This window comes from Rhodothermales bacterium, assembly GCA_040221055.1.
Lineage (GTDB): Bacteria > Bacteroidota > Rhodothermia > Rhodothermales > UBA10348 > 1-14-0-65-60-17.
This window is the reverse complement of the sequence record JAVJVN010000014.1, coordinates 488,275-510,350: the sequence shown is the minus strand read 5'-3', so window position 1 is coordinate 510,350 and position 22,076 is coordinate 488,275. Positions and strand designations below refer to the sequence as shown.

19 protein-coding genes are annotated in these 22,076 nt (G+C 62.3%); 9 read left to right on the top strand and 10 right to left on the bottom strand.

Annotation, left to right across the window (positions count from 1 at the left end; translation table 11 throughout):
• Positions 1-216 precede the first annotated feature (216 nt).
• From RIE53_09725 to RIE53_09710, 4 genes are all read left to right on the top strand, one after another.
• Complete coding sequence (locus RIE53_09725) at positions 217-645, top strand: DUF2384 domain-containing protein (protein ID MEQ9104967.1); 429 nt, start codon at positions 217-219, stop codon at positions 643-645.
• The gene (locus RIE53_09720; GenBank protein ID MEQ9104966.1) at positions 642-1,130 is read left to right on the top strand and encodes an RES family NAD+ phosphorylase; all 489 of its coding nucleotides are present in this window, start codon (positions 642-644) and stop codon (positions 1,128-1,130) included. Before RIE53_09725 ends, RIE53_09720 begins: the two co-directional genes overlap by 4 nt.
• A 102-nt stretch (positions 1,131-1,232) precedes the next feature.
• A complete protein-coding gene (locus RIE53_09715) occupies positions 1,233-1,451 on the top strand; it encodes a hypothetical protein (GenBank protein ID MEQ9104965.1) in 219 nt (72 codons plus the stop codon).
• A complete protein-coding gene (locus tag RIE53_09710) occupies positions 1,448-1,810 on the top strand; it encodes a hypothetical protein (protein MEQ9104964.1) in 363 nt (120 codons plus the stop codon). Before RIE53_09715 ends, RIE53_09710 begins: the two co-directional genes overlap by 4 nt.
• Before the next feature lie 51 nt (positions 1,811-1,861).
• Here RIE53_09710 and RIE53_09705 read toward each other — a convergent pair whose 3' ends face one another.
• Positions 1,862-3,025, bottom strand: a complete 1,164-nt coding sequence (locus tag RIE53_09705) for an AAA family ATPase (protein ID MEQ9104963.1) — start codon at positions 3,023-3,025, stop codon at positions 1,862-1,864.
• A 149-nt stretch (positions 3,026-3,174) separates the two neighbouring features.
• Here RIE53_09705 and RIE53_09700 point away from each other — a divergent pair, with 149 nt between their 5' ends.
• From RIE53_09700 to merA, 3 genes are read left to right on the top strand one after another with little or no spacing between them, the layout of a single operon-like run.
• Positions 3,175-3,603 (top strand): metalloregulator ArsR/SmtB family transcription factor, encoded by a 429-nt coding sequence (locus RIE53_09700; GenBank protein MEQ9104962.1) that lies wholly within the window; start codon positions 3,175-3,177, stop codon positions 3,601-3,603.
• Entirely contained in the window at positions 3,600-4,481 is an 882-nt protein-coding gene (locus RIE53_09695; GenBank protein MEQ9104961.1) for a heavy metal-associated domain-containing protein, read from the top strand. The genes RIE53_09700 and RIE53_09695 overlap by 4 nt, the downstream gene beginning before the upstream one ends.
• Positions 4,474-5,883: a mercury(II) reductase gene (merA, locus tag RIE53_09690; GenBank protein MEQ9104960.1), complete on the top strand. Its 1,410-nt coding sequence runs from the start codon at positions 4,474-4,476 to the stop codon at positions 5,881-5,883. The genes RIE53_09695 and merA overlap by 8 nt, the downstream gene beginning before the upstream one ends.
• Positions 5,884-5,893: 10 nt before the next feature.
• Here the strand turns inward: merA and RIE53_09685 are convergent, their stop codons facing one another.
• The 6 genes from RIE53_09685 to RIE53_09660 are packed head-to-tail and all read right to left on the bottom strand — an operon-like array spanning position 5,894 to position 15,568.
• Positions 5,894-7,771: a pyridoxal-dependent decarboxylase gene (locus tag RIE53_09685; protein MEQ9104959.1), complete on the bottom strand. Its 1,878-nt coding sequence runs from the start codon at positions 7,769-7,771 to the stop codon at positions 5,894-5,896.
• 1 nt (position 7,772) lies between these two features.
• Positions 7,773-8,903, bottom strand: a complete 1,131-nt coding sequence (locus RIE53_09680; protein MEQ9104958.1) for an alkaline phosphatase family protein — start codon at positions 8,901-8,903, stop codon at positions 7,773-7,775.
• Positions 8,900-9,328, bottom strand: coding sequence for a DUF126 domain-containing protein (locus tag RIE53_09675; GenBank protein MEQ9104957.1), 429 nt, complete (start codon positions 9,326-9,328; stop codon positions 8,900-8,902). The genes RIE53_09680 and RIE53_09675 overlap by 4 nt, the downstream gene beginning before the upstream one ends.
• Positions 9,325-10,713, bottom strand: coding sequence for an aconitase X catalytic domain-containing protein (locus RIE53_09670; GenBank protein MEQ9104956.1), 1,389 nt, complete (start codon positions 10,711-10,713; stop codon positions 9,325-9,327). The genes RIE53_09675 and RIE53_09670 overlap by 4 nt, the downstream gene beginning before the upstream one ends.
• A 60-nt stretch (positions 10,714-10,773) precedes the next feature.
• Positions 10,774-13,143 (bottom strand): ABC transporter permease, encoded by a 2,370-nt coding sequence (locus tag RIE53_09665; GenBank protein ID MEQ9104955.1) that lies wholly within the window; start codon positions 13,141-13,143, stop codon positions 10,774-10,776.
• Positions 13,144-13,147: 4 nt separating this feature from the next.
• Positions 13,148-15,568 (bottom strand): ABC transporter permease, encoded by a 2,421-nt coding sequence (locus RIE53_09660; GenBank protein MEQ9104954.1) that lies wholly within the window; start codon positions 15,566-15,568, stop codon positions 13,148-13,150.
• Positions 15,569-15,785: 217 nt separating this feature from the next.
• Between RIE53_09660 and RIE53_09655 the strand changes: the two genes are divergently transcribed.
• Both RIE53_09655 and RIE53_09650 read left to right on the top strand, forming a co-directional pair.
• On the top strand, positions 15,786-16,040 hold the full coding sequence (locus RIE53_09655) for a type II toxin-antitoxin system VapB family antitoxin (GenBank protein ID MEQ9104953.1): 255 nt from the start codon (positions 15,786-15,788) through the stop codon (positions 16,038-16,040).
• Positions 16,037-16,441, top strand: coding sequence for a type II toxin-antitoxin system VapC family toxin (locus tag RIE53_09650; protein ID MEQ9104952.1), 405 nt, complete (start codon positions 16,037-16,039; stop codon positions 16,439-16,441). Before RIE53_09655 ends, RIE53_09650 begins: the two co-directional genes overlap by 4 nt.
• On the opposite strand, the gene RIE53_09645 is transcribed toward RIE53_09650, so the two are convergent.
• The 3 genes from RIE53_09645 to RIE53_09635 all read right to left on the bottom strand — a co-directional run bounded on the left by RIE53_09645 (position 16,428) and on the right by RIE53_09635 (position 22,014).
• A complete protein-coding gene (locus RIE53_09645; protein MEQ9104951.1) occupies positions 16,428-18,056 on the bottom strand; it encodes a M1 family metallopeptidase in 1,629 nt (542 codons plus the stop codon). The genes RIE53_09650 and RIE53_09645 overlap by 14 nt on opposite strands.
• A 62-nt stretch (positions 18,057-18,118) precedes the next feature.
• On the bottom strand, positions 18,119-19,717 hold the full coding sequence (locus tag RIE53_09640) for an amidohydrolase family protein (protein ID MEQ9104950.1): 1,599 nt from the start codon (positions 19,715-19,717) through the stop codon (positions 18,119-18,121).
• 47 nt (positions 19,718-19,764) lie between these two features.
• A complete protein-coding gene (locus RIE53_09635) occupies positions 19,765-22,014 on the bottom strand; it encodes a S9 family peptidase (protein MEQ9104949.1) in 2,250 nt (749 codons plus the stop codon).
• Positions 22,015-22,076: the final 62 nt, after the last annotated feature.

Here is a 22,076-nt window from a genome sequence, read left to right as displayed (position 1 = left end):
CCGAGGGCCAGCGTAGCCACCGGCACCGTCCCCTTCCAGCGGGGCAAGTCGCATTCGGATTTCAGCCAGATACGCGTCCACGCGTAGGCATTTGTCCGGCAGTACCCGGGACCAGTGAGCCCTGGTCCATGCAGAACGAACCCTTTTTCGGCCATACGCCGAAACTACGCGGCCATATGGCGGTAATAATGCATGTACTCGACATGAGGCCCTGAAATGACCCTGAAAACACGCGTTCCTGATCGGTCCGACCTGTACGAGTTCCTGGGCCTGAGACAGCGGAATCTTGTAACGGCTGTGCGCGAAGGATTGCCGTTTGATGTGTTCGAACGTCTCCATGGCATACTCGAAGTCAGTGGCGGCGAGCTGGCCGAAGTCCTGTCCATACCGGATCGCACACTTCAGCGCCGCCGTAAAGCGGACCGGTTGACCAGCGAGGAATCCGACCGGCTGCTCCGGGTCGCGCATCTCGTGAATCTTGCCTTCATGGTATTCGAGAACGACACGGCGCGCGTCGTACGCTGGTTGACGACCCCAAAAAGTCTGTTGGACGGCGAGTCCCCGTTGGCACGAGCCGATACCGAGCCGGGCGCCCGGGAAGTAGAAGACATGCTCTATGCCATTGAGTTCACCATGCCCGCATGACGAACCCGAAGGCAACGTTCACGGCCTGGAGACTGTCGAAAGCCAAGTACTCGGAGTCTGCGCTTCGCGGGTACGGATCCATGCTGCACAGTGGCCGGTGGCATCGCAAGGGGATTCCCGTCGTCTACGCTGCCGACAGTCCAGCGCTTGCCCTGCTGGAGACCATGGTGCACCTTGAGATGACGGATCTGCTGTCCTTCGCGTACGTGGCCGTTCCCATCCGTTTTGCACCAGAGTGCCTTGCCGTTCTCGAGGCAAATGATTTGCCGGAAGATTGGAACGCCTGGCCGTGGCCGTCCAGTACCCAGGAAGTCGGTACACGCTGGTTTGAGGATCAGCAATCCGCCATGCTTCGTGTGCCCAGCGCCATCGTGCCGCACGAGTCCAATTATCTGATCAACCCCACGCATCCGGATTTCGCGCGGCTCGACATCGGACCCGCCGAGCCGTTCCCTGTTGACGTGCGCCTGAGCCGTTTGCGGTAAGGCGAACGGGTTACGCTCCCGCCTCAGAAGTGTCTGTTCAGAACTGCAACAATCCCGAGGAGTTGAAGAGTGAGTATTGCCGTAACAGCGATTTCATCTACCATGAAGCGTGTCAGATTTGATAGTGTTTTCAGGATCATGCCGAACGGTACAATCAGGCCACTCACCAATGTCCAGATTGCCGATGTCACATTTGGACCCGGCACGGCGTTTTCCCAAGCGGTTGCATTTGGTGGAGTTCGCTTGGCCAAATATGCTGGGCATGATCTCCAGGTGGAAGAAAAAGATGATCGCCTGATACTGAAAGGAGTCTACAAATGAGCGAAGAACTACCTGTCGAAGACGACCTGATCCCAATCGGTGACAGTAGTGGCGATTCCGACTCCCAAAAACTGTTCGTGACGCCTGACGAATTCAATCGTCTCGCTGGCCGAACCTCCAGGATGGAATGGTGGGCCGCAGGCGTCGTGTTGGTCTGCTTCATTGCTTTTGTCGGCTTCATTGTCGATGCCTACCGATACCAGGCCGACACCGTCTCGTCGTACCAGGACACCCTTGCACGCATGAACGACACACAGTCACAGTACATGCTCACCAATCTCAATTTCCAGATGGAGAAAATGGCGTCCATGGAACGGTCACTTAACGACCTAGAACGGCGTCTTGTAACGCTGGAATAGGGATCACAAATCCGCTCACAATCGCGCGGCTCGACATCGGACCCGCGTGCGCTATGGGTGGGCTATAAACAACGCCAACCAGACGGCGAAAAAAGGGTCCTCCAACCGATACGCGGTCTTGCCACCCCGCTCTTCCTCTCTCGCGATTCCATTGCTCACGAGCGCTTGAGCGGCCGTTCTCATGGTACTGACGGACTTCACGCCATAAGCCTGCAATACCTCAGCGGAAAAAAGACCTGCTCCGCTCCCCTCTTCATTGGCAATGGCCAGCAGCGCCTGTTTCTGGGTCGGGCTGGTTCTGTTCCAGATCTGGGTATAGAACGGGTCATCCCGACGTACCAGCGTCTCGAGAACACGCTTGACGATTTCCGGCGTCACAGGTGCCTTACGGGCTTGTGCTTCCGTCCAGCAGGCATGCGCCAGGCGCTGCACGTTGTAGGGCACATCGTCCGCCCGGTCCAGGATTTCACTGATGCCGTCCGGTTCGATGTACAACCCCGCGTCGCTGAAGCCAGCCGAGATGAAGCGCTGGAAATCGTCCCGCGGTACGGGCCCGATGAAAAGGCGGGACCCCAGTCTGTAGAACGGACGACCTTCATCGCCCGTCATTTCGGAAAGCAATCGCGTTTTCGAGCCGGCAAAAACGTACCCGACATGATCATGCGCCTGGACCGCCGCACGTAACTGGCCTTCCGCCTGTACCCCATCGTCTTCGACAATTTTCTGGAACTCATCGATGATGACAGCAACGGGCTTCTTCGAGGATGCCGCAAGAGCGTCCAATCCGGCAAGCGTCTCGGACAGCAAAGCCGGACCTGCTTGATGCTTCATTTCAGTTGCCAGCGATACCGCGAATTGATCCCCGATTGGATCGTATGTGACTTGCGGACGGAGTGAGCCAAAAATCTCTTGTATCCGCCTTCCGGCTTTCCGAACGGGACCGGTCAGGTGTGCTGCAGCGTCTGCGACTATCCGCTCGGAAAGGACGGTCAAATTCGGATAGGCCTCCGCATTGTAGCGGAATACGACCGCTCCTGAGGCATTTGCCTTCTCGGCGGCGGCCCGCAAAATGGATGTTTTGCCGAACCGACGCGGTCCAATCACAAAAAGACGACCGGTTTCCATGATCGTCTGAACCACCTGGCCGACTTCTTCTTCGCGATCAACGATTTCAAGCGCCGAGAGCTCACGCCCGAATTCAAATGGATTCGTCATGATATTGCGTTGTTTTGCGTTGCGCTAAATTAAGCAGCGTTATTTTACGCAATCAGATGGATTTCCACAACCGCGCGGTCCCCGGTCTTGCACTTGTAACATTCCTGTGCCATATTCCACAACAGTTATATAACAAGACGGTAAAGTACATGTCCGGAAAATCTGTCACCGATGCGTCCTGTGTCCGCACCGAGGTCGACGACGCCCTGCTGGGTCGCCTGCGCGAGTCCGTATTCGGTGATCAATTCATCCTGGCACTGGCGTCGTTCATGAAGACGGTCGGCAACGAAACGCGATTGCGCATTGTGCGGGCACTCTGGGAGGCGCGTGAACTGTGCGTCTGCGACCTCTCCGACATTCTCGGAATCTCGCAGCCGGCCGTATCGCGCCATCTGAAACTGCTGCGCGAGAAGGGCCTCGTGACATCGCGGCGCAGTGCCCAGACCCTCTTCTATCGAATCCACGACGTAAGCCCCTTTGCCGACATGCTCGTGCACTTGTTCGAGAACCGGGCTGTCGAGAACATTGACCTGAACCTCACGCTGACCACATCAGCCACATCAGCCACATCATCATGAAGAAAAACTGGAATCTGTTCGGGGCGTTGGGCGCTGGCCTCGCCGCCTCCGCATGCTGCACCATACCGCTCATTCTCGTATCGGTGGGCGTCGGTGGTGGACTGGTCGGGATGTTCACAGCCATGGAGCCGTTTCGGCCCCTGTTTGTTGCCGTGGCAGTGGTAGCCCTCTACCTGGTCGTGCGCCGTGAAATCGCGCGGTCGCGTCAGGTGGACTGTGACTGTGACGATCAGAGGCTGTCGGATCGGGCACGCCGCAGCCTCATTGTCGCCGGAATCGTGATTACCCTCGGCCTTGTGGCATCGCCGTGGCTTATTCGACCCATGCTCGACGCCAAGACGGCGACGGCTCCCGATTTCGCGAGCGAACAGCAGGTAACGCTGACCGTGAGCGGCATGACGTGCGAACTCTGCGACATCACGGTCGCACGCGCGTTGTTGGGACTCGAAGGCGTCACAGAGGCCATTGTTACCTTCGAGCCACCACAGGCCGTGGTGAGATTCAATCCTTCCCTGGTGTCGGTTGCCGACATGGAACGCATTACGCGCGAAATCGGCTATCCTGCGTCCGTCAAGTCTGCAACGACCCATGAGATTCCAACCCAAGGAATATCCTGGGCGCAGGGCGCTGATGACAAAGCGGCCTACTCCATTGAATCGCCGTTTTGCAGTGGGTGTGTGGATGGCCTGATATCGAGTGCAAAATCCATTGACGGCGTGCTTACGGCCTCAGTCAACATTCCGGATCATTTGCTTCACATCACGTTCAATCCGGACGTCGTTTCTTACGATGCGCTGACCGAGCGACTGAGAGAGAAGACGGCGCTCAAGCTCGTGCCCGTTGAAATCGAAAGCCAAGAGGAATCCACCCGTGCCTGAAACAGACGTTTTTGACCTTGCCATCATCGGCGGCGGATCGGCGGCGTTCGCAGCAGCCATCCGGACGAGTGAACTCGGTGGGCGGGCGGCCATCATCAACGACGGATTGCGGCTGGGCGGCACATGCGTCAACGTGGGCTGCGTGCCGTCGAAGGCCTTCATTCGCGCCGCCGAGGCGCACCACAGGGCTGGACATGTGTCGCAGGTCGGCATTGACGCCGCCAGCCATATTGCCGATTTCGGGGCGGTGAGTGCGGGCGTCCAGGACCTCGTGGACGACCTCCAGCAATCGAAGTACGTGGACGTCGTCCGGGGCGATGCAAACATCGAAATCATCCATGGTCGGGGGCGCTTCGTGGATGCCACAAGAGTTGCCGTAGAAGGACGTCTCGAGCCGGTCCGCACCCGTCGCGTACTCATTGCGACGGGCGCGAGGACGTGGTATCCGGACATTCCGGGGCTGTGTGCTGCTGAGCGCATTCTCACCAATGAAACGCTTTACCAGCTCCGCGAACTGCCGGAGCACGTGATTGTACTCGGCGGACGGTACGTCGCGCTCGAGAATGCGCAATGGCTGGCCCGGATGGGGTCGAACGTCACCGTATTGCAGCGGTCGCCCCGTATCCTGCCAGACGAGGCAGCCGACGTGACGGACGAGTTGGCAACGCATCTGGCGGCAGACGGCGTTCGCCTGGAAACCGGCATCGACCTGGTGGACGTACAGACCAATGGGCGCGGCGTGCGCATCCGCACGAACAAGGGCGATTTCGAAGGATCCCACGTTTTCCTGGCACTCGGGCGACAAGGGAACACCGAATTCCTCGCATTGGACACGCTCGGCGTACGTACGCATGGCCGCGGGTTCGTACATACAGATGCCACACTCAGGACGGCCGTACCGGGTGTCTTCGCTGCAGGCGATGTGTTGGGCGGCAAGATGTTCGTCTACACGGCGGCCTACGAAGGGCGTCTGGCCGCCGAGAACGCCTTGCAGGACATGCACAAACAGGTAGACTATTCGGCATTGCCATGGGTCGTTTTCACCGATCCGCAAATGGCTGGCGTCGGGCTCGACGAGTGGCAAGCGGCAGACGCGGGAATCCCGGCCGATGCATCGGTCGTGCCGCTCAAACACGTTCCACGGGCACAGGCGGCACGCGATATGCGGGGGCTCATCAAGCTCATCCGCAATACCGAAACGGACGAAATCCTCGGTGCCAGGATAGTGGCGCCCGAAGGAGGAGAGCTGCTCATGCAAGTCGCATTGGCCATCCAAATGGGGATGACTATGGACCGTCTCGCATCCATGTTCCACCCGTACCTGACGCTCAGCGAGGGCATCAAGCTGGCGGCCATCACGTTCAGAAAAGATGTCGAGAAGCTGAGTTGTTGCGCCGTGTAGTCCCGCTGGATCAACGGGACAACCACAACCGCGCAGCCTCGGACTGCAGCACGGCCAGGAAATTCTCGCGATACGATTCGCCGTGTTCGTTGAGTCCCTCGAACCAGCGGTTCATGAACACGAGGCGCAGCACGGAGACGTTTTCGGCGTCGAGGTCCAAGCCGGCCAGCGACGGGCACGCGGCAACGGCCGGCATGTCGGTGGCCACGGTGGTCCGCGACACCAGGTAGTCGTAACTCTGGATGCTCATGACGTCCTTGACGCCGAATCGGGCCGCGAGCTGCTCGTTCAGGGCGTTGACGTCGCTCAGCCGCTGGACGCCCGGCGGCACGGCCAAAATGCACAGCAGGTTCAGTTGCGGGGGATACAGGGATACAAGTTGCGGGGCGTCGACGTCGGAACCGACTGCTGCCGCCGCACCGATTTCCCCGATCCGCGCATGCACGTCCGCCGTCACACGGCACAGTGTAGCGAGTTGGCGCCCGTATCCGTCCATGTTGAGCGGAATAAGCCGATGCGAGAACCACACCGATGCGGCCGCCGCGCCGGGTTTTGATCCCTCCAGGATGAATTTGCCCAGCTGGGGCTGAGGGGACGATGCTTCCGTGGTATCCTCCCGGTCCAGGCAATACGGAGCCGTCTCCGCCACCAGGTCCTTCAGGAACCCGTGCTTGATGACGATGGATCCGGCTCCGTAGGGGGTGTATCCAGCCTTGTGCGGGTCTACGGTCACCGACTCGGCACCGCCGAGCCCAACGAATGCGGCTCGAACCGCCTCGTCTGCAGGGGCCGCTGGTGCATCGACATCCGGGCCGCCCACTCCTTCACGGAACATGGTCGCGAAATACCCGCCGTAGGCGCCGTCGGCGTGGATGGGGGCGTACATCCCTTCCCCGGCGAGCCGGTTGCGGACGTCCACCAGCCGGTCCACGGGGTCGACCGAGCCGAATTCCGTAGCGCCGAGCACGGTCACGATCTGCCAGACCGGGCGCCGCTCGGCCATGCAGGTCCGCAGCACGTCCTCAAGCGCCTCCGGCACGGTCCGGAACGCAGCGTCCACCTCTACGCGGCACACATTGTGCTTCCCGATGCCGATCACCGACAACGCGCGCGACCAGGAATAGTGAGCCGTCCGGGGCGCTACCAGGACAGGTTCCACCCAGGGCGCATCGAAGGCCTCCTCGGCCGCGCGCGCGAATCCCATGAGTCCCTTGTAGCCAATCATGTGCTCACGCAGGGCCGCGAACCGCGCCTCCGGGTCGGGCGCCAGGAACCGGTTCAGGCGGAGTTGCACGTCGGCGAGCGGTACGTTCATGAGCTCCCAGAGCGCGTCCGGGCCGCGCGGCGGCGCATCGGATGCCAGGGCGATGGCCACGGGTAACGTACGTCCGGCCATCGCATACCAGAGCGATTCGTAGTTCGCCACGGTGCCGCCCGAAGTCAGGTGGCCGAATGCATCATCCGGAGGGAATCCGAACAGTTCGGCGAACTGCTTGCCCACCTGGAGCTCGTACCGGATGGTGACGGGCGAGGCCTCGCTCGAGACGTTGTTCGGGTTGTAGAGGAGCGTCGCGAAGTAGGAGATCAGCGACGGCAGGTTGGTCTCCGAAATCATGTGCGCCATGTAGCGCGGGGAGAACACCGGAACGTCCAGCTTGAGTTCGGAAATCAGCCGAAAGAGCTCCGTGAAGAACCGTTCGCGGAAGTGCCGCGCCTGTTCGCCGTGCACCTTGCTGTAGGGGATGGCGGGCGGATCCTTGGGCCAGTAGTTGCGGCGCCAGAACACGTGGTCGTTCATGACCAGCTGCAGGATTTCGCTCAGGAATTCCCGCTGCTCGGATTTCGGGCCGAGGAAGAAGAGGTCGAGATCGTGTTGTTCGTTCTGCATGTCAATCGGGCATCATGGCGCGGACGGGTTCGCCGGCCTGCCCGCCGGAACCCGTTACCCAGTCCAGGCCGAGCGCGGCGGCCACCGTGGCGGCGACCTGCGTCTGGTACACCTGGCCGGGCGTGTTTTCACCCATCGCGGGCACGTCCGGGCCGATGGCGGCCATCCAGATGGCGTTCGAACCGATCCAGTCAATGCCGTGCCCGATCCAGCGATCCTGGGCGCCGCGGCCGTGGTCCGTGGTCAGGATGAGCGTCGTGCGTCCGGCGTATTCCGGGTCGGCCTGCACCCAGTCCCAGATGTCGGCAATGAAGCGGTCTGTACGGTTCGCGGCATCCAGGTACTGGTCGTAGTCGCCGTCGTGCGCGAAATCATCCGTTTCGCCGTAGGCAATATAGAGGAGGCGCGGCCGATCGGTGCGCAGCGTTTCGAGGGCATAATGATGCGTGAAGGCATCCAGCCGGACCGTCCGCCAGGGCGACGGGATCTGCGTCTGGAGTTGGTTCACGAGGGCCTCGGCGTCGGAGCGCGGGGGCTCCCAGGTCTCGAATCCGGCGTTCACGGGGAAACCCGCGCGGGCTTCATTCAGGATGTAGGGAAACACGTCCCACGATCCCGTGGCGGCCACCCGGCCCTCGAATCCCGGCTGCCGGTTCACCCATTCCAGAACGGTCGTATTCCGGTTGGGGACCTTGTCGTTGCTCGTGATGGAGGTATCGATGGCGCCCGTCAGGATCGTGTTGTAGCCCGGATACGAAAACACCTGCGTGCTGCGCAGATCGGCACGGCTGTCCACGTGGCGGTTTCCGTAGAGTTGACCTTCCGCGGCGATGGTCGACCACATGAACGGCATGAGACGCGCCCGGCGTTCTTCGGGCGTCGCGGCATCGTACCGCTCTCGCATGAGCACCTTGTCGCCCGTATAGTCCGATTCCAGGAGCCAGTCGTCGACGCCCGTGAACAGTTCCTCCCAGCGCAGCCCATCGAGTGTGATGAGGATGACACGGGGTTCGGGGGATGCGGAACACGCGGCGAGCCCCAAGAGCAGGACCGTGGCCGGGAAGATGGCCGGAATTCCGTTCGGGATCAACGACGAAAACAAATTGGACCGGAGCCGTCCGATGCGTTTCATGGCAGATGGATGGTTTCGTTTTCAATACGCAGCCGGGAGCCGGACTTCAGGGACGCGAAATCGTCGGCATTCAGCGCGATGATGGGCACGACCTGCCCGTACATTTCCTCGGCAACGACACTTGCAAGAGTAAGGAACACGTCCGGACGGTCCATGACCAGCCCGGCCGGCGCCACGCCTGCGCGAACGGCTTCCAGGAAAATGGCCGTTGTCGTGGACGAGCCCCGCGTAAACGGCAGCACCAGGATCTTGCCCGCCGCATTCTGGCCCGACAGCGGATGCCGACGGTCAATGATTTCGCCGGTCTGGCCGCTGTAGCCGCCCCAGAAGGACAACGGCTCGGTGCTCACCAGGACCTCGCCTTCCGCCACTCCGGGCACCACCGCCTCGCCGATCATGGTATGTTTGATTTCCCGATGGTTCATGCCGCTACCCACAGGCTTTCGTCACGGACCACGCGGCCGCTGACCGCGGACTCCACGCAGTCCTCCAGGGATCCGTAGACCACGCCCGTTCCAAGGAGGCCCGGGGAGTAATACGAGTACTTGGCCGAATTCGTCATGATGGTGCCAATCCGCTTCGACAACATGGGGCTGGTGAGCGGGCACGTGTCGACGGTAATCCGGGCACCGAACGAGGCAATGGGCTCGAGCAGGCCCCCGTGTTCGACCAACATGCGGACCGATCGGCTGCACGTAATCAGGAACTGGACATCCGGATTCCGCTTGCGTCCCTCGACGAGCTTCGCCAGGCGCCGGAATTCGTCAAAACTGAAATGCGGACTGCCGAGCAGCACCATGTCCAGGGCGCCCGGCCCCTCGGCCGGGACGCTGCCTGCCGCACCGTCTCCCTGACTGCCGGGCGCGGTTCGCAATGGCTCGATGGCTCCCGAACTCCCGGCCGGAATGACGCCGTTGCCCCCATCGTCCGGGCGGCTGGCCGACATCGCGCGCCAGACGGCGCGCATTTCTTCCATGCCCGCCGTGACCACCTTCGGCGCGGGCCGTCCCCCGAACGCGGCTTCTTCCGTGGGCGCCTCGGGCGTGATGCCCACCATGTGATACAGCGCCACGGCGCCCGAACTGGCCGCGCCGGCACACACGGCCTTCTGGTCGTCATCGCTCGGCTTCACCTCAATTCCCGTCACCACCGGCACGCCATCACCGGAAAGCTTGCCCAGCAGAATGCCGAGCACCGGCCAGAACGCATCGGATTCCTGCACCCGCTGTGGCACGCCCACCAGGTCCACCCTCAGCGTTCCATGCCGGCCGCTGTCCAGATGCAGGCCAGCGGCCGGCACACGGCCCGTTATGGCCGCACAGATGTCCAACAAGTCCGGATACCGGGCCGTCCTGGCCCCGATCACCGAATTGAAGAAGCAGATGGCATTCGACTCTCCTGCGGCAATCTGCTGCCCGAAGACCGGACGATGCTCCGTCTGGTACGGCGCGCAGGTCCATGTCTGGATGCATCCCATTTTTTCATAGGCCCGCATCTGCCGGATGGCACCGTCGGCGACACCGGACGGCACCGACCAGTCCGACCAGCCGTGTTCGTCCACGCCGGCCACATTGAGCGTCGAGGGCACGCGCACGCGCGCACCCAGTTCGGCCAGCCGCTCGGCATACTCCATGGTCGCCGGACCCATGTACACACTCGAATCGATGTGCGCCGCGGACACGTCCATGAGGCGGGTCGCCCCGAATACCGGCATCATCCGCACCAAAATGCGCATGGCCATTTCAACGGCGGGCCCCTCCTCTCCGGCCAACATGGCCTGGTCGTGGGGCGTCAGGTCGAGATTGTTCATACCGCAAGGTACGACGCAGTCCATTCAGACCGTCCAGAAATCAGTACTTATCCGGCGACGCTATTCGCTCCGCAAACTGTCGACAGGATTCATTCGTGCCGACCGCAACGCCTGCACGCCGACCGACAGCCCGGCCAGCACGACGGCTCCCACAACAGGCAGGAGCAGGGAGACACCCCCTGCATCCACGCGGTACGAAAACCCGGAGAGCCAGCGATCGGTTACCATCCATGCGACGGGAAGCGCCAGCACGGCTCCGGCCAGGACAAGCGCCACGAACTCCCCACTCACCAACCGGACAATGCGCGTCGACGAGGCGCCCAATGCCTTGCGTATACCGATCTCCTTCTGCCGCTGCGTGGTCACAAGGATGGCCAGACCGAGCAGGCCCAGGCAGGCCACCACCAGCGTCAAGCCGACGAACAGCAGCAATACGGTGGTCAGCCGCTGTTCCTGTGCATAAAGCTCCGCCCAGGCCGCATCCATGAACCAGGCCGAGACCGGCACGGCCGCGTCAAATTGCTTCCATGTTGCTTCGACGCCTTCACGGATATCCGCGGCCCGGTCCGCCATGAAGCGGACCGTCAGGTAATTGGCGCGCGGCGAGTGGTACATGACCAATGGAGAGACCGCATGGTGGAGGGATTCATAGTGGAAGTCCTCAACAACACCAATGACGGTCGCATCCTGGATTTCGCCGCTTACGGTCAAGGTCATCCCTACCGGATCGGCCCATCCCCAGGCAGCTGCCGCGCGTTCATTGATGACCACCGCATCCGAGATATCAGAGGGCCGGGATGCATCCGGGAACCGCCCGTCGACCAACGTCAGGCCATAGGTGGCGTAGAATGCATCGTCCCCGACGCGCATGACATTCGATGTGCGGTCGGAATCTCCCGATACGCCCTCTGGCACGACCGTGAACGACATGGTCGTCTGCCCGGGCACGTTCGATGTGATGGAGGCGCCCGTCACACCCGGCAGTGCCAGGACCGACGTCTTGAACGCTTCGGCCTGTGCCGCCACCGCCGAGTCGGCCATGCGAACCACCATCAATTGATCGGTATCGAACCCGGGCGAACGCGTCTGGACGAATCGGGTCTGCCGGAAGACCACCGACGTCACAATCAGTAGCGCGATTGTCGCTGCAAACTGCCCGACCACGAGCACGCGCCGGATCCGGTGCGAAGAACGGTGATGACGAGCGCCCCCCCGACGCGCCAACATGACCGCAGGGTAGACCCCGGCAATGGCTACGGCCGCCACGGCCAGGAGCACGATCAAGCCCAATACATCACAGTGCCACCCGAGGCTGTAGGCCGCATTCTCCGCCAACAACGGAAGCAGGGCCTGGACGACAACTGCTGCCAACAGCAGGGAGCCGACAACGTAGGCCACCGACTCCCACAGGAACTGGGCGGCTAATTGTGCGGCCCCGGCACCCAGGGCGCGCCGGACGCCGACTTCCGGCAGGCGCTGGAAGGCCCGCGCGAGTGACATGTTGGTGAAGTTGAGGCAGGCCAACAGCAGGATGAGCATACCGACGACCATCAGAACCCGGACCAGCAGTCCATTCCCCGTGCGGATGCCTGTCACGAATTGGAGGTCCGACGAGCCAAGATAGATTTCGCTGAGCGGTTGCAGATACAGCTGATACTCCCGGGCCCGTTCCGGAAAATGGGTCTCCATGAACGCCGGAAACACGTCGGCCATGCGTTCCGCCGCGGCTTGGTCCGACAGCAACACATACGTGTAGTGGACCTGCGTGAGCCAGTTGTTCAGCCAGGCCCAGTTCAGCGGCCCGACCCCGGGCACCGTCGTCTCCCATGACAGCAGGATGCTGAACGTCAGATGTGAGTTCCCCGGCGGATCTGCCGCCACACCGGTGATGGTGTACTCCACGTCCCCGACGCTCTGGACCGTGCGGCCAATCGGGTCGGCCGTGCCGAACAATTCCGTCGCCAATGCTTCGGTAACCACCGCGGTCGCCGGCTGCGCGAGGACCAAGGACGGGTCGCCGCGGACCAGATCGAAATCGAAGACCTCAAAGAAATTCGCGTCCACAAGCAGGATGTCCGACAACAGTCGCTTGTTCTCCTCCGGTCCCGTCATGAGCGGACTGAACCACGGCAGTACGCGCACCGCTGCTTCCACATCGGCCTGCTCCCGAGCCAGCGTCGGGCCCATGAGCCCCGACGTGATGGCGTGCCGTTCCTCGCCTCCCTCCGGAGGGGTAACCACCTTGTTGAGCCGGTACAACCGATCGGCCTGGTCGTGGAAATCATCCATGGCCCGTTCGCCCCGGACAAACATGGCTATGCCGATGACGGCCATGAAGGCCACGGCCAGACCGAACACATTGACCAGTGAAAAACCCGGGTTGCGGCGTGCGTGCCGAACAACCGACTGCAGGTGGTTCGTCAGCAGCATGATGTTACTCGCTCCGCAGACTGTCCACGGGGTTGGCGAGGGCGGCCCGGAGCGCCTGCCCGGAAACCGTCACGAGGGCAATGCCGAGGGCGGCCAGGGTCGGCACCACAAACACCCACGCGTTCAGTCCGACCCGGTAGGCAAACGCATCCAACCAACCATCGAGCAGCCACACCGAAACCGGCGCGGCCACTACAACGGCCAGGCCGACGAGTACAACGAATTCTCGCGACAGGAGCACCATGACAGAGCCCAGACCGGCTCCCAGTACCTTCCGGATGCCGATTTCCTTCTTCCGCCGATGGGCCGTATAGGCCGCCAATCCGAACAGGCCGAGGCACGCCACCACGATGCCCAGTCCGGAAAACAGTCCGAACAACCGCCCCGCCAACCGCTCCGACTCGTAGAGCGCGGCCACACTTGCGTCCAGGAACTCGTATTCAAACGGAACGCCCGGCGCCTGCACCTCCCAAGCGGCCCGGATCCGGTCCAGCACCTCCGTTCCCGGCTCCACGCGGAGCACCAGCGTACGGTGGTCGAACAGGCCCTGCGGATGGTAGATGACCAACGGCTCAATGGGGCTGTGGAGCGCCGAGAAATGGAAATCCTTGACCACCCCGATGACCGGTCCCTCCTGACCGTTGCGGTTCAGCGTCAACCCGAGCACGCCGCCCGACGCGTCACCGTCCATGATCGCCGCCATGGCCCGTGCCGCCGATTCATTCAGGATGAACCCTTCCGCATCGACCGGCCGGTCGGCACGGAACCAGTGTCCGGCCGCCATCTCCAGCCCCAGCGCATGGGCGTAGCCGGCATCGGCCGCCAGTACCCGTCGCCCGGCACCTTCATCGTCCTCATGGTCCACCACCCGCACGCCATGGGCCTGTGTAATGCCGTTGGGAACGTTGGAGGCCACCGCCGCCTGCACAACGCCGGGTACCTGGCCCATCTGTACGGCAATCTCATTGGCCCGTGCCCGTTCGGGGCCGGTCCGGACCGGAATGAACATCACATTCTCCCGATCGAACCCCAGGTCCTTCTCGGCCGTGTAGGCCATTTGTTCACGGATGCCAAGCGTGGTCATGAGCAGGGCAATCCCGCCCGCGAATTGCCCGACGACCAGCAATCGACGGATGAAGCCGCCTCCACCTCCCGACGACGAACGGTCACTTCCCCGCAGGATAGTGCCCGGCTCGAACCGGGCCAGATAGAATGCCGGATAGGCCCCGGCCACGAACGTGGTAACCGTTGCAATGCCCACCAGCCAGGCCAGCATCTCCATGCTGTACCACGTCCCGTCCACCACGACACGGCCCGCCAGGGCGTTGATGGAGGACACCGAGAGTTCCAGCAACAACAGAGCTCCGAGGACCGCCAATACAGTGAATATCCCCGCTTCCAGCAGGAACTGCACGCGCAATTGGCTTTTCCGGGCCCCGAACACCTTGCGCACACCCACTTCCCTGGCCCGTCGGGTCCCGCGCGCCGTCGCCAGGTTCATGTAGTTGGCGCATGCAATGAGCAGAATGACGAGCGCAATCACACTGAACATCTTCAGCGTGTCCGGATCCCCCTCCGGATCCACGGAAAGTCCGAGCCCGCCCAGGTGCACGTCGTGCAGTGGCTGCAGGTGATACCGGAACCACACCTCCTCCCCGCCCCCGGCAATCTCGGTCACGGCCGGCGACATCCGGCGGTCCAGATCACGCCAGTCCGCGCCCGGAGCCAACAGGAACCACGTCTCCGGATTCAGGGCATTCCACGACGCATCGAGTGAAGCCCGGTCCCCACCGCTCTGCAGCTCGGCATACGTTTCGTAGGAAATGAGCGCATCGTGTGCGAACCGGGATCGGCCCGGAACGTCCTTGAGCAATCCGGTGACCGTGAACGTGTGGGGGGATCCCCAGAAACCGATGGATACCGACTGTCCGACGGGATCCTGGTCCGGGAAGTACCGGTCCGCCATCGCCGGCGTGAGCACAACCGTGTAGGGTGCTCCGAGAGCCAGAACGGGATCGGCGCCGGCCAACTGCACGTCGAACATGTCGAAGAACGACGGCTCCACAGCCCGGATGCGGGTTTCATACGCCGAATGGGATGGGGTCGATACGAGCGTCGTGCCCAGCGTGGGCAGTATCCGGGTGGAGGCTTCCACTTCCGTGTATCGTTCCCGGACGAAATCAGCCAGCGGATGCGCCGTGGACGCAATGGACGCTTCTTCGGGGCCCAGTGTGGTTACGGCCCAGGCGCGCACAATGCGATCCCCCTTCTCATGGAAGCGGTCCACCGATTGTTCGGTCCGTACGTACATGAGGATGACGAGACACGTGGCCAGCCCGATGGCCAGGCCGCCGACATTCAGCAGGACATAACCGGCGTCCCGGCGCAGGTGTCGGAAAGAGGTGCGAAGGGTGTTCAGGAGCATGCGATCCCGCAGGGTTGGTGTACGGGGTTACGCGGAGTCAATAAATGTGCCAATAGACAATGGCGCGCGCGGCTCGCTGTAGGCGTCCATTGCCGTCCACCGTCGAACGGACGGTGTCCGAATCTGGACAGTGGATCCGAACGCTTCATGAATGAAACCCTTGCGCTTTTCAATGGTAGAATATATCTATACTTATAGAATCCATACTCTGATATCCATGGCATTCAGCATCAAGAACGAGGAAGCCGACCGAATGGTGCGGGAATTGGCCGAACGGACGGGCGAAGGCATTACCGATGTGATCCTGAGTGCGTTGCGCGCCGAACTGAAGCGGGTGAGCGGCCGCCGATCCGGGCTCGGGCTGAGCGATGACATTGCACGCATGCAGGACCGCATTGCCGCCCTTCCCGTACTCGACGACCGCTGCGATGAGGACATCATGGGATATGACGAAGCGGGGTTGCCCAAATGAGCGGCCTCGTTTTGGATTCATCCGCCATCGTGGCCATCCTGCAGCGAGAGCCGGGCTCCGACACGCTGGTGAGGATACTCGAGCAGCATGATACGCGCCGGATAGCGTCAGCCACCTTACTGGAAACGTGCATGGTCCTCTATTCGCGCTATGGCGATGCCGGTGAGCGGGAAGTCGACACGTTCGTGCACCGGACCGGCACGCAGGTCATTCCCGTCACACTGGAGCACGTGGATGTGGCCCGTGCCGCCTACCGACGCTACGGAAAGGGCCGGCACCCGGCGGCGCTCAATTACGGAGATTGTTTTTCGTATGCGCTGGCCACGTCGCTCGGAGAGCCGCTGCTTTTTGTCGGCACCGATTTCGCCCGGACCGACGTGGAACGGCCTACCGCTGACTGAACGACCAGTCGGCGAGCAATCGCGTGTCGGGGTCAATGACCACGTCCACGACCGTGCCGCTTACCGGAACGACCGTGTCGATTTCGCCCGACGTGGGCATGTCGAGGGTGTGCCGCACCTTGGTGCCGTCATCCAGCACGAGGTCCACGTCAATACTCAGGGAGAATCGGAAGCGTTCATCCTGCACCTGACGCAGTGCCACGTGAACGCCTTCCGCTGCCTGGCGCCACGTTCCGTCCAGCACGGGGATGCCGCCCTGGAACAGCCACTGGTCGAAATACCATTCGAGGTCCATGCCAGACGCTTCTTCCAGATGCCGCCGCAGGTCGGCCGTCTGGGCATTCCGGTTCATGTACTGGGCATAGTAGGACCGGATGCCCGCATCGTACGCCTCCTCACCGATCATTTCGCTGACCATCCGCAGCACCCAGGCACCCTTCATGTACATCATGAGCCCCGACACGTTGTTCAGATCGTCGATGTAGGGCCGGACAAGCTGAAAGTCCGGGGTCTCGCGGTAGAAGTCAATGGTCCGCTGGCGGTGGTTCTTGAGGCCGGCAACGAAGTCATCGTGTCCGTACTGGTGACGACGGAAGAGCAGCGTGTAGTAGGTGGCAAAACCTTCGCTCAGCCACACGTCGTTCCAGTGCACCTGCGTGACGGCATTCCCGAACCACTGGTGCGCGATTTCATGGATGATGACATGCTGCCATCCGCGCTCGCGGTTGCCACTCACGGACCGGTCCGAGTACGCCGGCATGGACGCGGCCTCCATGCCGCCGCCCGGCGTGGCGTTCGATACCACGTTCGCCAGTCGACGGTTCACGTATGGACCCACCAGGTTCGTGTAGTAGGCCAGGACATCATCGGTGGGTTCGGCGAAATCGTAAAACCCGGCATCCCGATCCTGACGATACACCCAGGTCTCGACCGACACCCCGTTCCAGTTCGTCACGTAATCCACGGCAAAATCGGCCACGCCCACGAAATACAACCATGTGGCCGTGGGAACAGGATTCACCCAATGCGTGCGTCGCATGTCGCCCTCAATATCCGACTCCTCCTTGAGGTTGCCGTTCGACCCGGCCTGGTACTTGTCCGGCGCCGTGACAATCATTTCGGTGGTCGCCTTGTCGTACGGGTGGTCCACGACGGGCAGCCAGTGCCGCACCTGCGAGGACCAGTTGTCACTGAACCACGTCCAGTCGCCGTACTTGTTGGGCCCGATGTCCAGCCCCTGGGTAGGCGTTCCTTCGTACCGGACCACCACCTGGCGCGCGGCGCCGGCCGGAACGGTCTCACCCAGATCTATCTGCAGTGCACCGGCTTCGTGTGTCCACGCCAGGGCTGCCCCGTCCATGGTCACGTCCAGCACACGCATGTCCACGAGGTCCAGGCGCAGCGCCGACTGTCCCGATTCCAGGAACCGGGCCGTAACGGTGGTGCGCCCCTGGATGACGTCCGACAGGTCCTCGAACGTGAGTTCGAACACGTAACCTTCAATGTCGATTCCGAAGTTCTTGGGATACGAATCGGTGTACGTATCCTGCGCCGCGGACGGCAGGATCGTGAACAGGGCCAACAGGCACGCAAGGGTGCAGGAACGAATGGACATGGCTGCAGTGGGGTGGGTGGAGAGCAAACGGTAAAAAAGTAAGACGGGCAGACGGGCAGGCGCTAATGTGTCTCGATCTTCATGGGCATGGGGCTCGGCGGCATGCCGCGCTCGGCCTTCTGGGCATCGACCATTCGGCGGACGTCCGCCAGGAGTTCGTGCGCATCGAACACGATCCCGTCCTTGATGGTGAACCGCACGCCGCCCATGCGGTCGACTTCGCGCGTATCGTCATTCAACCGGATCCAGCCGGTGCCGTATAGCACCTTCAGGTTCTCGATCGGGTTTTCCGGCACCAGCACCAGGTCGGCCTTCTTGCCCACCTGGATGCTGCCGATTTCGTCATCCATGCCGAGCGCCTCGGCGCCCATGATGGTGGCCGACCGGATGACTTCCAGCGGATGAAAACCGGCCTCACGCATGTTCTCCATCTCCTGGATGTATCCGAATCCGTACAGGTTGTAGATGTATCCGCTGTCCGAGCCCAGCGTGACCCGTCCGCCCCGGTTCTTGTATTCGTTGACGAAGGTGAACCAGAGGTCGAAATTCTCGCGCCAGTCCATCTCGTTCTCGGTCGTCCAGTAGAACCAGTACGATCCGTGCGCCGCGCGGCTGGGGCGGTAGAAATCCCACAGTGCGGGCAGTGTATAGGTGGCGTGCCACTCGCGCCGACTCTGCGCCATGAGATCACGGCTGGCCAGGTACGCAATGAAGGTCGGATCGAGCGTGAAGTCGAGCTCCAGCAGTTCGTCCATGACCTTGTTCCAATGCGGCGTGAACGGCTTTGCGGCCTGTTTCCAGAGCCGACCGGCCTCGGCAAACCGATGCGCCTCGTTCTGGTAATTGTAATCCACCGGATAGTCCTGGATGACGCGGTCCTCGAAAAGCGCCTCGGGAAGCCCGTACCAGTGCTCCATGGACGTCAGCCCCAGGCGCGCCGTGCGCAGGACGTTCATCCGCGTCACATCCAGTTGCGCATGATGCTCCGTGGAACGCAGTCCCTGTGCGACGGCTTCCTCGAGGGCAGCTTCCATGATGGGAGGCGGCGCGCCAAAAAATTTGATGCCCTGCGCGCCCTTTCCGGCCAGCCAGCGGACCCATTCGCGGGCCTGCTCCGGCGTGGTGATGGGCGTCGCCGCGCCCTGTCCGAACACGGGGTAGGCCATGATGCGCGGCGCGGTTATGCGGTTCTCGTTGCTGCGTTTCTGGAGTTCGAGGATCCAGTCCACGCCCTTTGCCCCGACCACGCGACTGGTCGTTATACCGTGGGCCATCCAGAGCTTCGTGACGTACTCCAGCGGTACACCATGACCGGTATCTATGGTGTGGGGATGCGCGTGCATGTCAATGAATCCGGGCAGGACGTACATGCCGGTCGCATCGATTTCCCGGGTTCCGGGCGCCGGTCGCCGGTCCGGATCGATGGGCAGACCCGGGTAGCCGACCACACGGATTTCCGTAATCCGGTCCCCTTCTACCACGATATCCACCGGACCGACGGGCGGCGCCCCGGAACCCTCGACCATCGTGGCACCCCGGATGACCAGGCGCTCGAAGGGTCCGTCGCCGGTCGACCCGTAGTTGAAGTCGGATGTGTCCTGGGCCAGCGTTTGGGTGGAAAGAAATACGACCATCAGGGCCGTTGCGGTCAGGAATCGCATGGAATCGGGATTTGGGTGTTCAGTGGTGTCGGTTTGGCCGAGCCCCATCATTTGGCGCCGGCGTCCAGATTACGGGTCACGTAGCGCGTGAGCAGTTCGAACAAGTGCCGGGTGGTACCGGGACCTTCATAAATACCGTGCGCGCGGTTGGGATACACCATCACATCGAACGGCTTGTTGAGTTCGATGAGGCGATTCATGAGCCGCTCGGAGCCCTGATAATGCACATTGTCGTCGCCTGTGCCATGGACCAGCAAAAGGTCGCCTTCCAGTCCCTCGGCCCAGGTGATGGGTGAGCCTTTCCGGTAGCCCTCTGCGTTTTCGTCGGGCAGCCCCATGTAGCGCTCCTGGTAGATGGTGTCATACAGCCGCTGGTCCGGCACCGGGGCCACGGACATGCCGACATGGTACTTGTCCGGATACCGGAACAGCATGTTCAGCGTCATGGACCCGCCGCCGCTCCATCCCCAGATGCCAATTCGGTCGGTATCGACCCAGTCCCATTTCCGGGCAATGGCATCCAGGGCCGCCGCCTGGTCCTGCGAGGCCAGTGTGCCGATTTCGCCGTAGATCGACTTGCGCCATTCGCGGCCGCGCGGCCCGGGCGTGCCCCGGTTGTCCACGCTCATGATCACATAGCCCTGCTCGGCCAGGAAATGATGCCACAGCAGATTGCGGCCGCCCCACCGGTTCGTGACCGTCTGTCCGGCGGGTTCGCCATATACGTGGAACAGTACCGGATACTTCTTCGTGGAGTCGAAATGTGAGGGTTTGATGACCCAGGCGTCCAACTCGACGCCGCGACCGATGTCCACGCGGAAGAAGGACCGCTCCCCGACGGTCAATGCGTCCATCGTGCTGCGCAGGCGCGCATTGTCGACGAACGTGCGCACGATCCCATGCGAGGGAAGCGCCACCAGATCCGTCCGGGCCGGATCGGCGAATTGCGAGACTGTATGGATGGCATACCGGGCATCGGGGGATACCTGGTACCCGTGCCAGCCGGGTTCGTCCTCGGGCGTCAGCCGTTCCGGCTGGCCACCCTCCAGGGGCACGCGATACAGATACCGCTCGGTTGCACTCTCGAGCGACGTCACGAAATAGAGCCATCCGCCCGCCACGTCAATCCGGACCACATTCTCCACGTCGTACGATCCCGGGGTCACCAGGCGCATGTCGCCGGTTTCCCGGTCCACGAGCCAGGCCTGCCTGTAGCCGCCCCGGTCGCTGAGCCATGTGAACGTCCGGCCGTCCGGCATCCAGAGGATGTCGTCCACCGTGTCCAGCCACGCCTCGTCCCGGTCCACCATCACCGTCCGCACGGACCCCGTTTCGGCGTCGCCCATGAGCACCGTGTTCGTGTTCTGCAACCGGTTCAGATGCTGGATGAGCAGCTCGTCCGAATTGTTGGCCCAGTCCATGCGGGCCAGGTAGTAATTGCGGGAGTCGCCGTCAATCTGCATCCATGTGGTCGCGCCGCCACCGGCCGACACCACCCCGATCCGGTTGGCGGAGTTCGTCGTACCGGCCTTGGGGTACTGCAGCGGAATGGTGAACGAATAGAGCGAATCGGTATAGTTGATGAGCAGGAATTCGCCCACGCCGCTCGCATCCAACTGCCAGTATGCAATCTTCTGCCCGTCGGGACTCCACCGGAATCCGTCACGGAGTCCGAATTCCTCCTCGTAGACCCAGTCGAACGTGCCGTTGATGATGGTGCGCGACCCATCGGTGGTCAGTGGCGTGATCCGGCCGGTCGCCAGATCCTCCACATAGATGTTGTTCTCGCGCACATAGGCGGCGCGGGTGCCGTCCGGGGAAATCTTGGCGAACATGAGCGTGGACGGGGCGGCTTCGGCACCGCCGAGCTTCCGCAGGTTTCGACTGCCCAGGTCCAGCACCCAGTAGTCGCCCCGCGTGTTCTGCCGCCAGACCCTTGTGCTGTTGGTGAACAGGACGAACTTGGACCCGTCGGGCGACCAGGAATAGCCGTCTATGGGCAGCGGCTCCGCGGCCCCGGAGGGCGTCAGGTCGCGAGCCGAAACCAGGACCGTCCGCTCTCCCGTTTCCGGGTCGTATTTCACGACGTCCTGGCCGCCGCCGCGGGCCGTTTCGACCGTCGTGTATCCGGATCCGTCTTCCAGCCAGATGGCGGGCCCGAATCCTTCCGCCGCGAAGTCCGCGGTGTTGAACAGGCGTTCGAGCGTGATGTCGGCTTGCTGGGCCTGGCAGGCCGACGCGGTCGTGAGAACGAAGAGCAGCAGGGCGCCAAGCGCCAGCCGGAAGCGTGGGTTCATATTTCGGGGCCGGTTTCAAGACCGGCGATCAGGTTGGATAGCGGCCCGATTGACACCGCGGA

Bases quoted from the DNA above. Each gene is read 5' to 3' on its own strand.
- RIE53_09725 (MEQ9104967.1), top strand. From the start codon at position 217: ATGACCCTGAAAACACGCGTTCCTGATCGGTCCGACCTGTACGAGTTC.
- RIE53_09720 (MEQ9104966.1), top strand. From the start codon at position 642: ATGACGAACCCGAAGGCAACGTTCACGGCCTGGAGACTGTCGAAAGCC.
- RIE53_09715 (MEQ9104965.1), top strand. From the start codon at position 1,233: ATGAAGCGTGTCAGATTTGATAGTGTTTTCAGGATCATGCCGAACGGT.
- RIE53_09710 (MEQ9104964.1), top strand. From the start codon at position 1,448: ATGAGCGAAGAACTACCTGTCGAAGACGACCTGATCCCAATCGGTGAC.
- RIE53_09705 (MEQ9104963.1), bottom strand. From the start codon at position 3,025: ATGACGAATCCATTTGAATTCGGGCGTGAGCTCTCGGCGCTTGAAATC.
- RIE53_09700 (MEQ9104962.1), top strand. From the start codon at position 3,175: ATGTCCGGAAAATCTGTCACCGATGCGTCCTGTGTCCGCACCGAGGTC.
- RIE53_09695 (MEQ9104961.1), top strand. From the start codon at position 3,600: ATGAAGAAAAACTGGAATCTGTTCGGGGCGTTGGGCGCTGGCCTCGCC.
- RIE53_09685 (MEQ9104959.1), bottom strand. From the start codon at position 7,771: ATGCAGAACGAACAACACGATCTCGACCTCTTCTTCCTCGGCCCGAAA.
- RIE53_09680 (MEQ9104958.1), bottom strand. From the start codon at position 8,903: ATGAAACGCATCGGACGGCTCCGGTCCAATTTGTTTTCGTCGTTGATC.
- RIE53_09675 (MEQ9104957.1), bottom strand. From the start codon at position 9,328: ATGAACCATCGGGAAATCAAACATACCATGATCGGCGAGGCGGTGGTG.
- RIE53_09670 (MEQ9104956.1), bottom strand. From the start codon at position 10,713: ATGAACAATCTCGACCTGACGCCCCACGACCAGGCCATGTTGGCCGGA.
- RIE53_09665 (MEQ9104955.1), bottom strand. From the start codon at position 13,143: ATGCTGCTGACGAACCACCTGCAGTCGGTTGTTCGGCACGCACGCCGC.
- RIE53_09660 (MEQ9104954.1), bottom strand. From the start codon at position 15,568: ATGCTCCTGAACACCCTTCGCACCTCTTTCCGACACCTGCGCCGGGAC.
- RIE53_09655 (MEQ9104953.1), top strand. From the start codon at position 15,786: ATGGCATTCAGCATCAAGAACGAGGAAGCCGACCGAATGGTGCGGGAA.
- RIE53_09650 (MEQ9104952.1), top strand. From the start codon at position 16,037: ATGAGCGGCCTCGTTTTGGATTCATCCGCCATCGTGGCCATCCTGCAG.
- RIE53_09645 (MEQ9104951.1), bottom strand. From the start codon at position 18,056: ATGTCCATTCGTTCCTGCACCCTTGCGTGCCTGTTGGCCCTGTTCACG.
- RIE53_09640 (MEQ9104950.1), bottom strand. From the start codon at position 19,717: ATGCGATTCCTGACCGCAACGGCCCTGATGGTCGTATTTCTTTCCACC.
- RIE53_09635 (MEQ9104949.1), bottom strand. From the start codon at position 22,014: ATGAACCCACGCTTCCGGCTGGCGCTTGGCGCCCTGCTGCTCTTCGTT.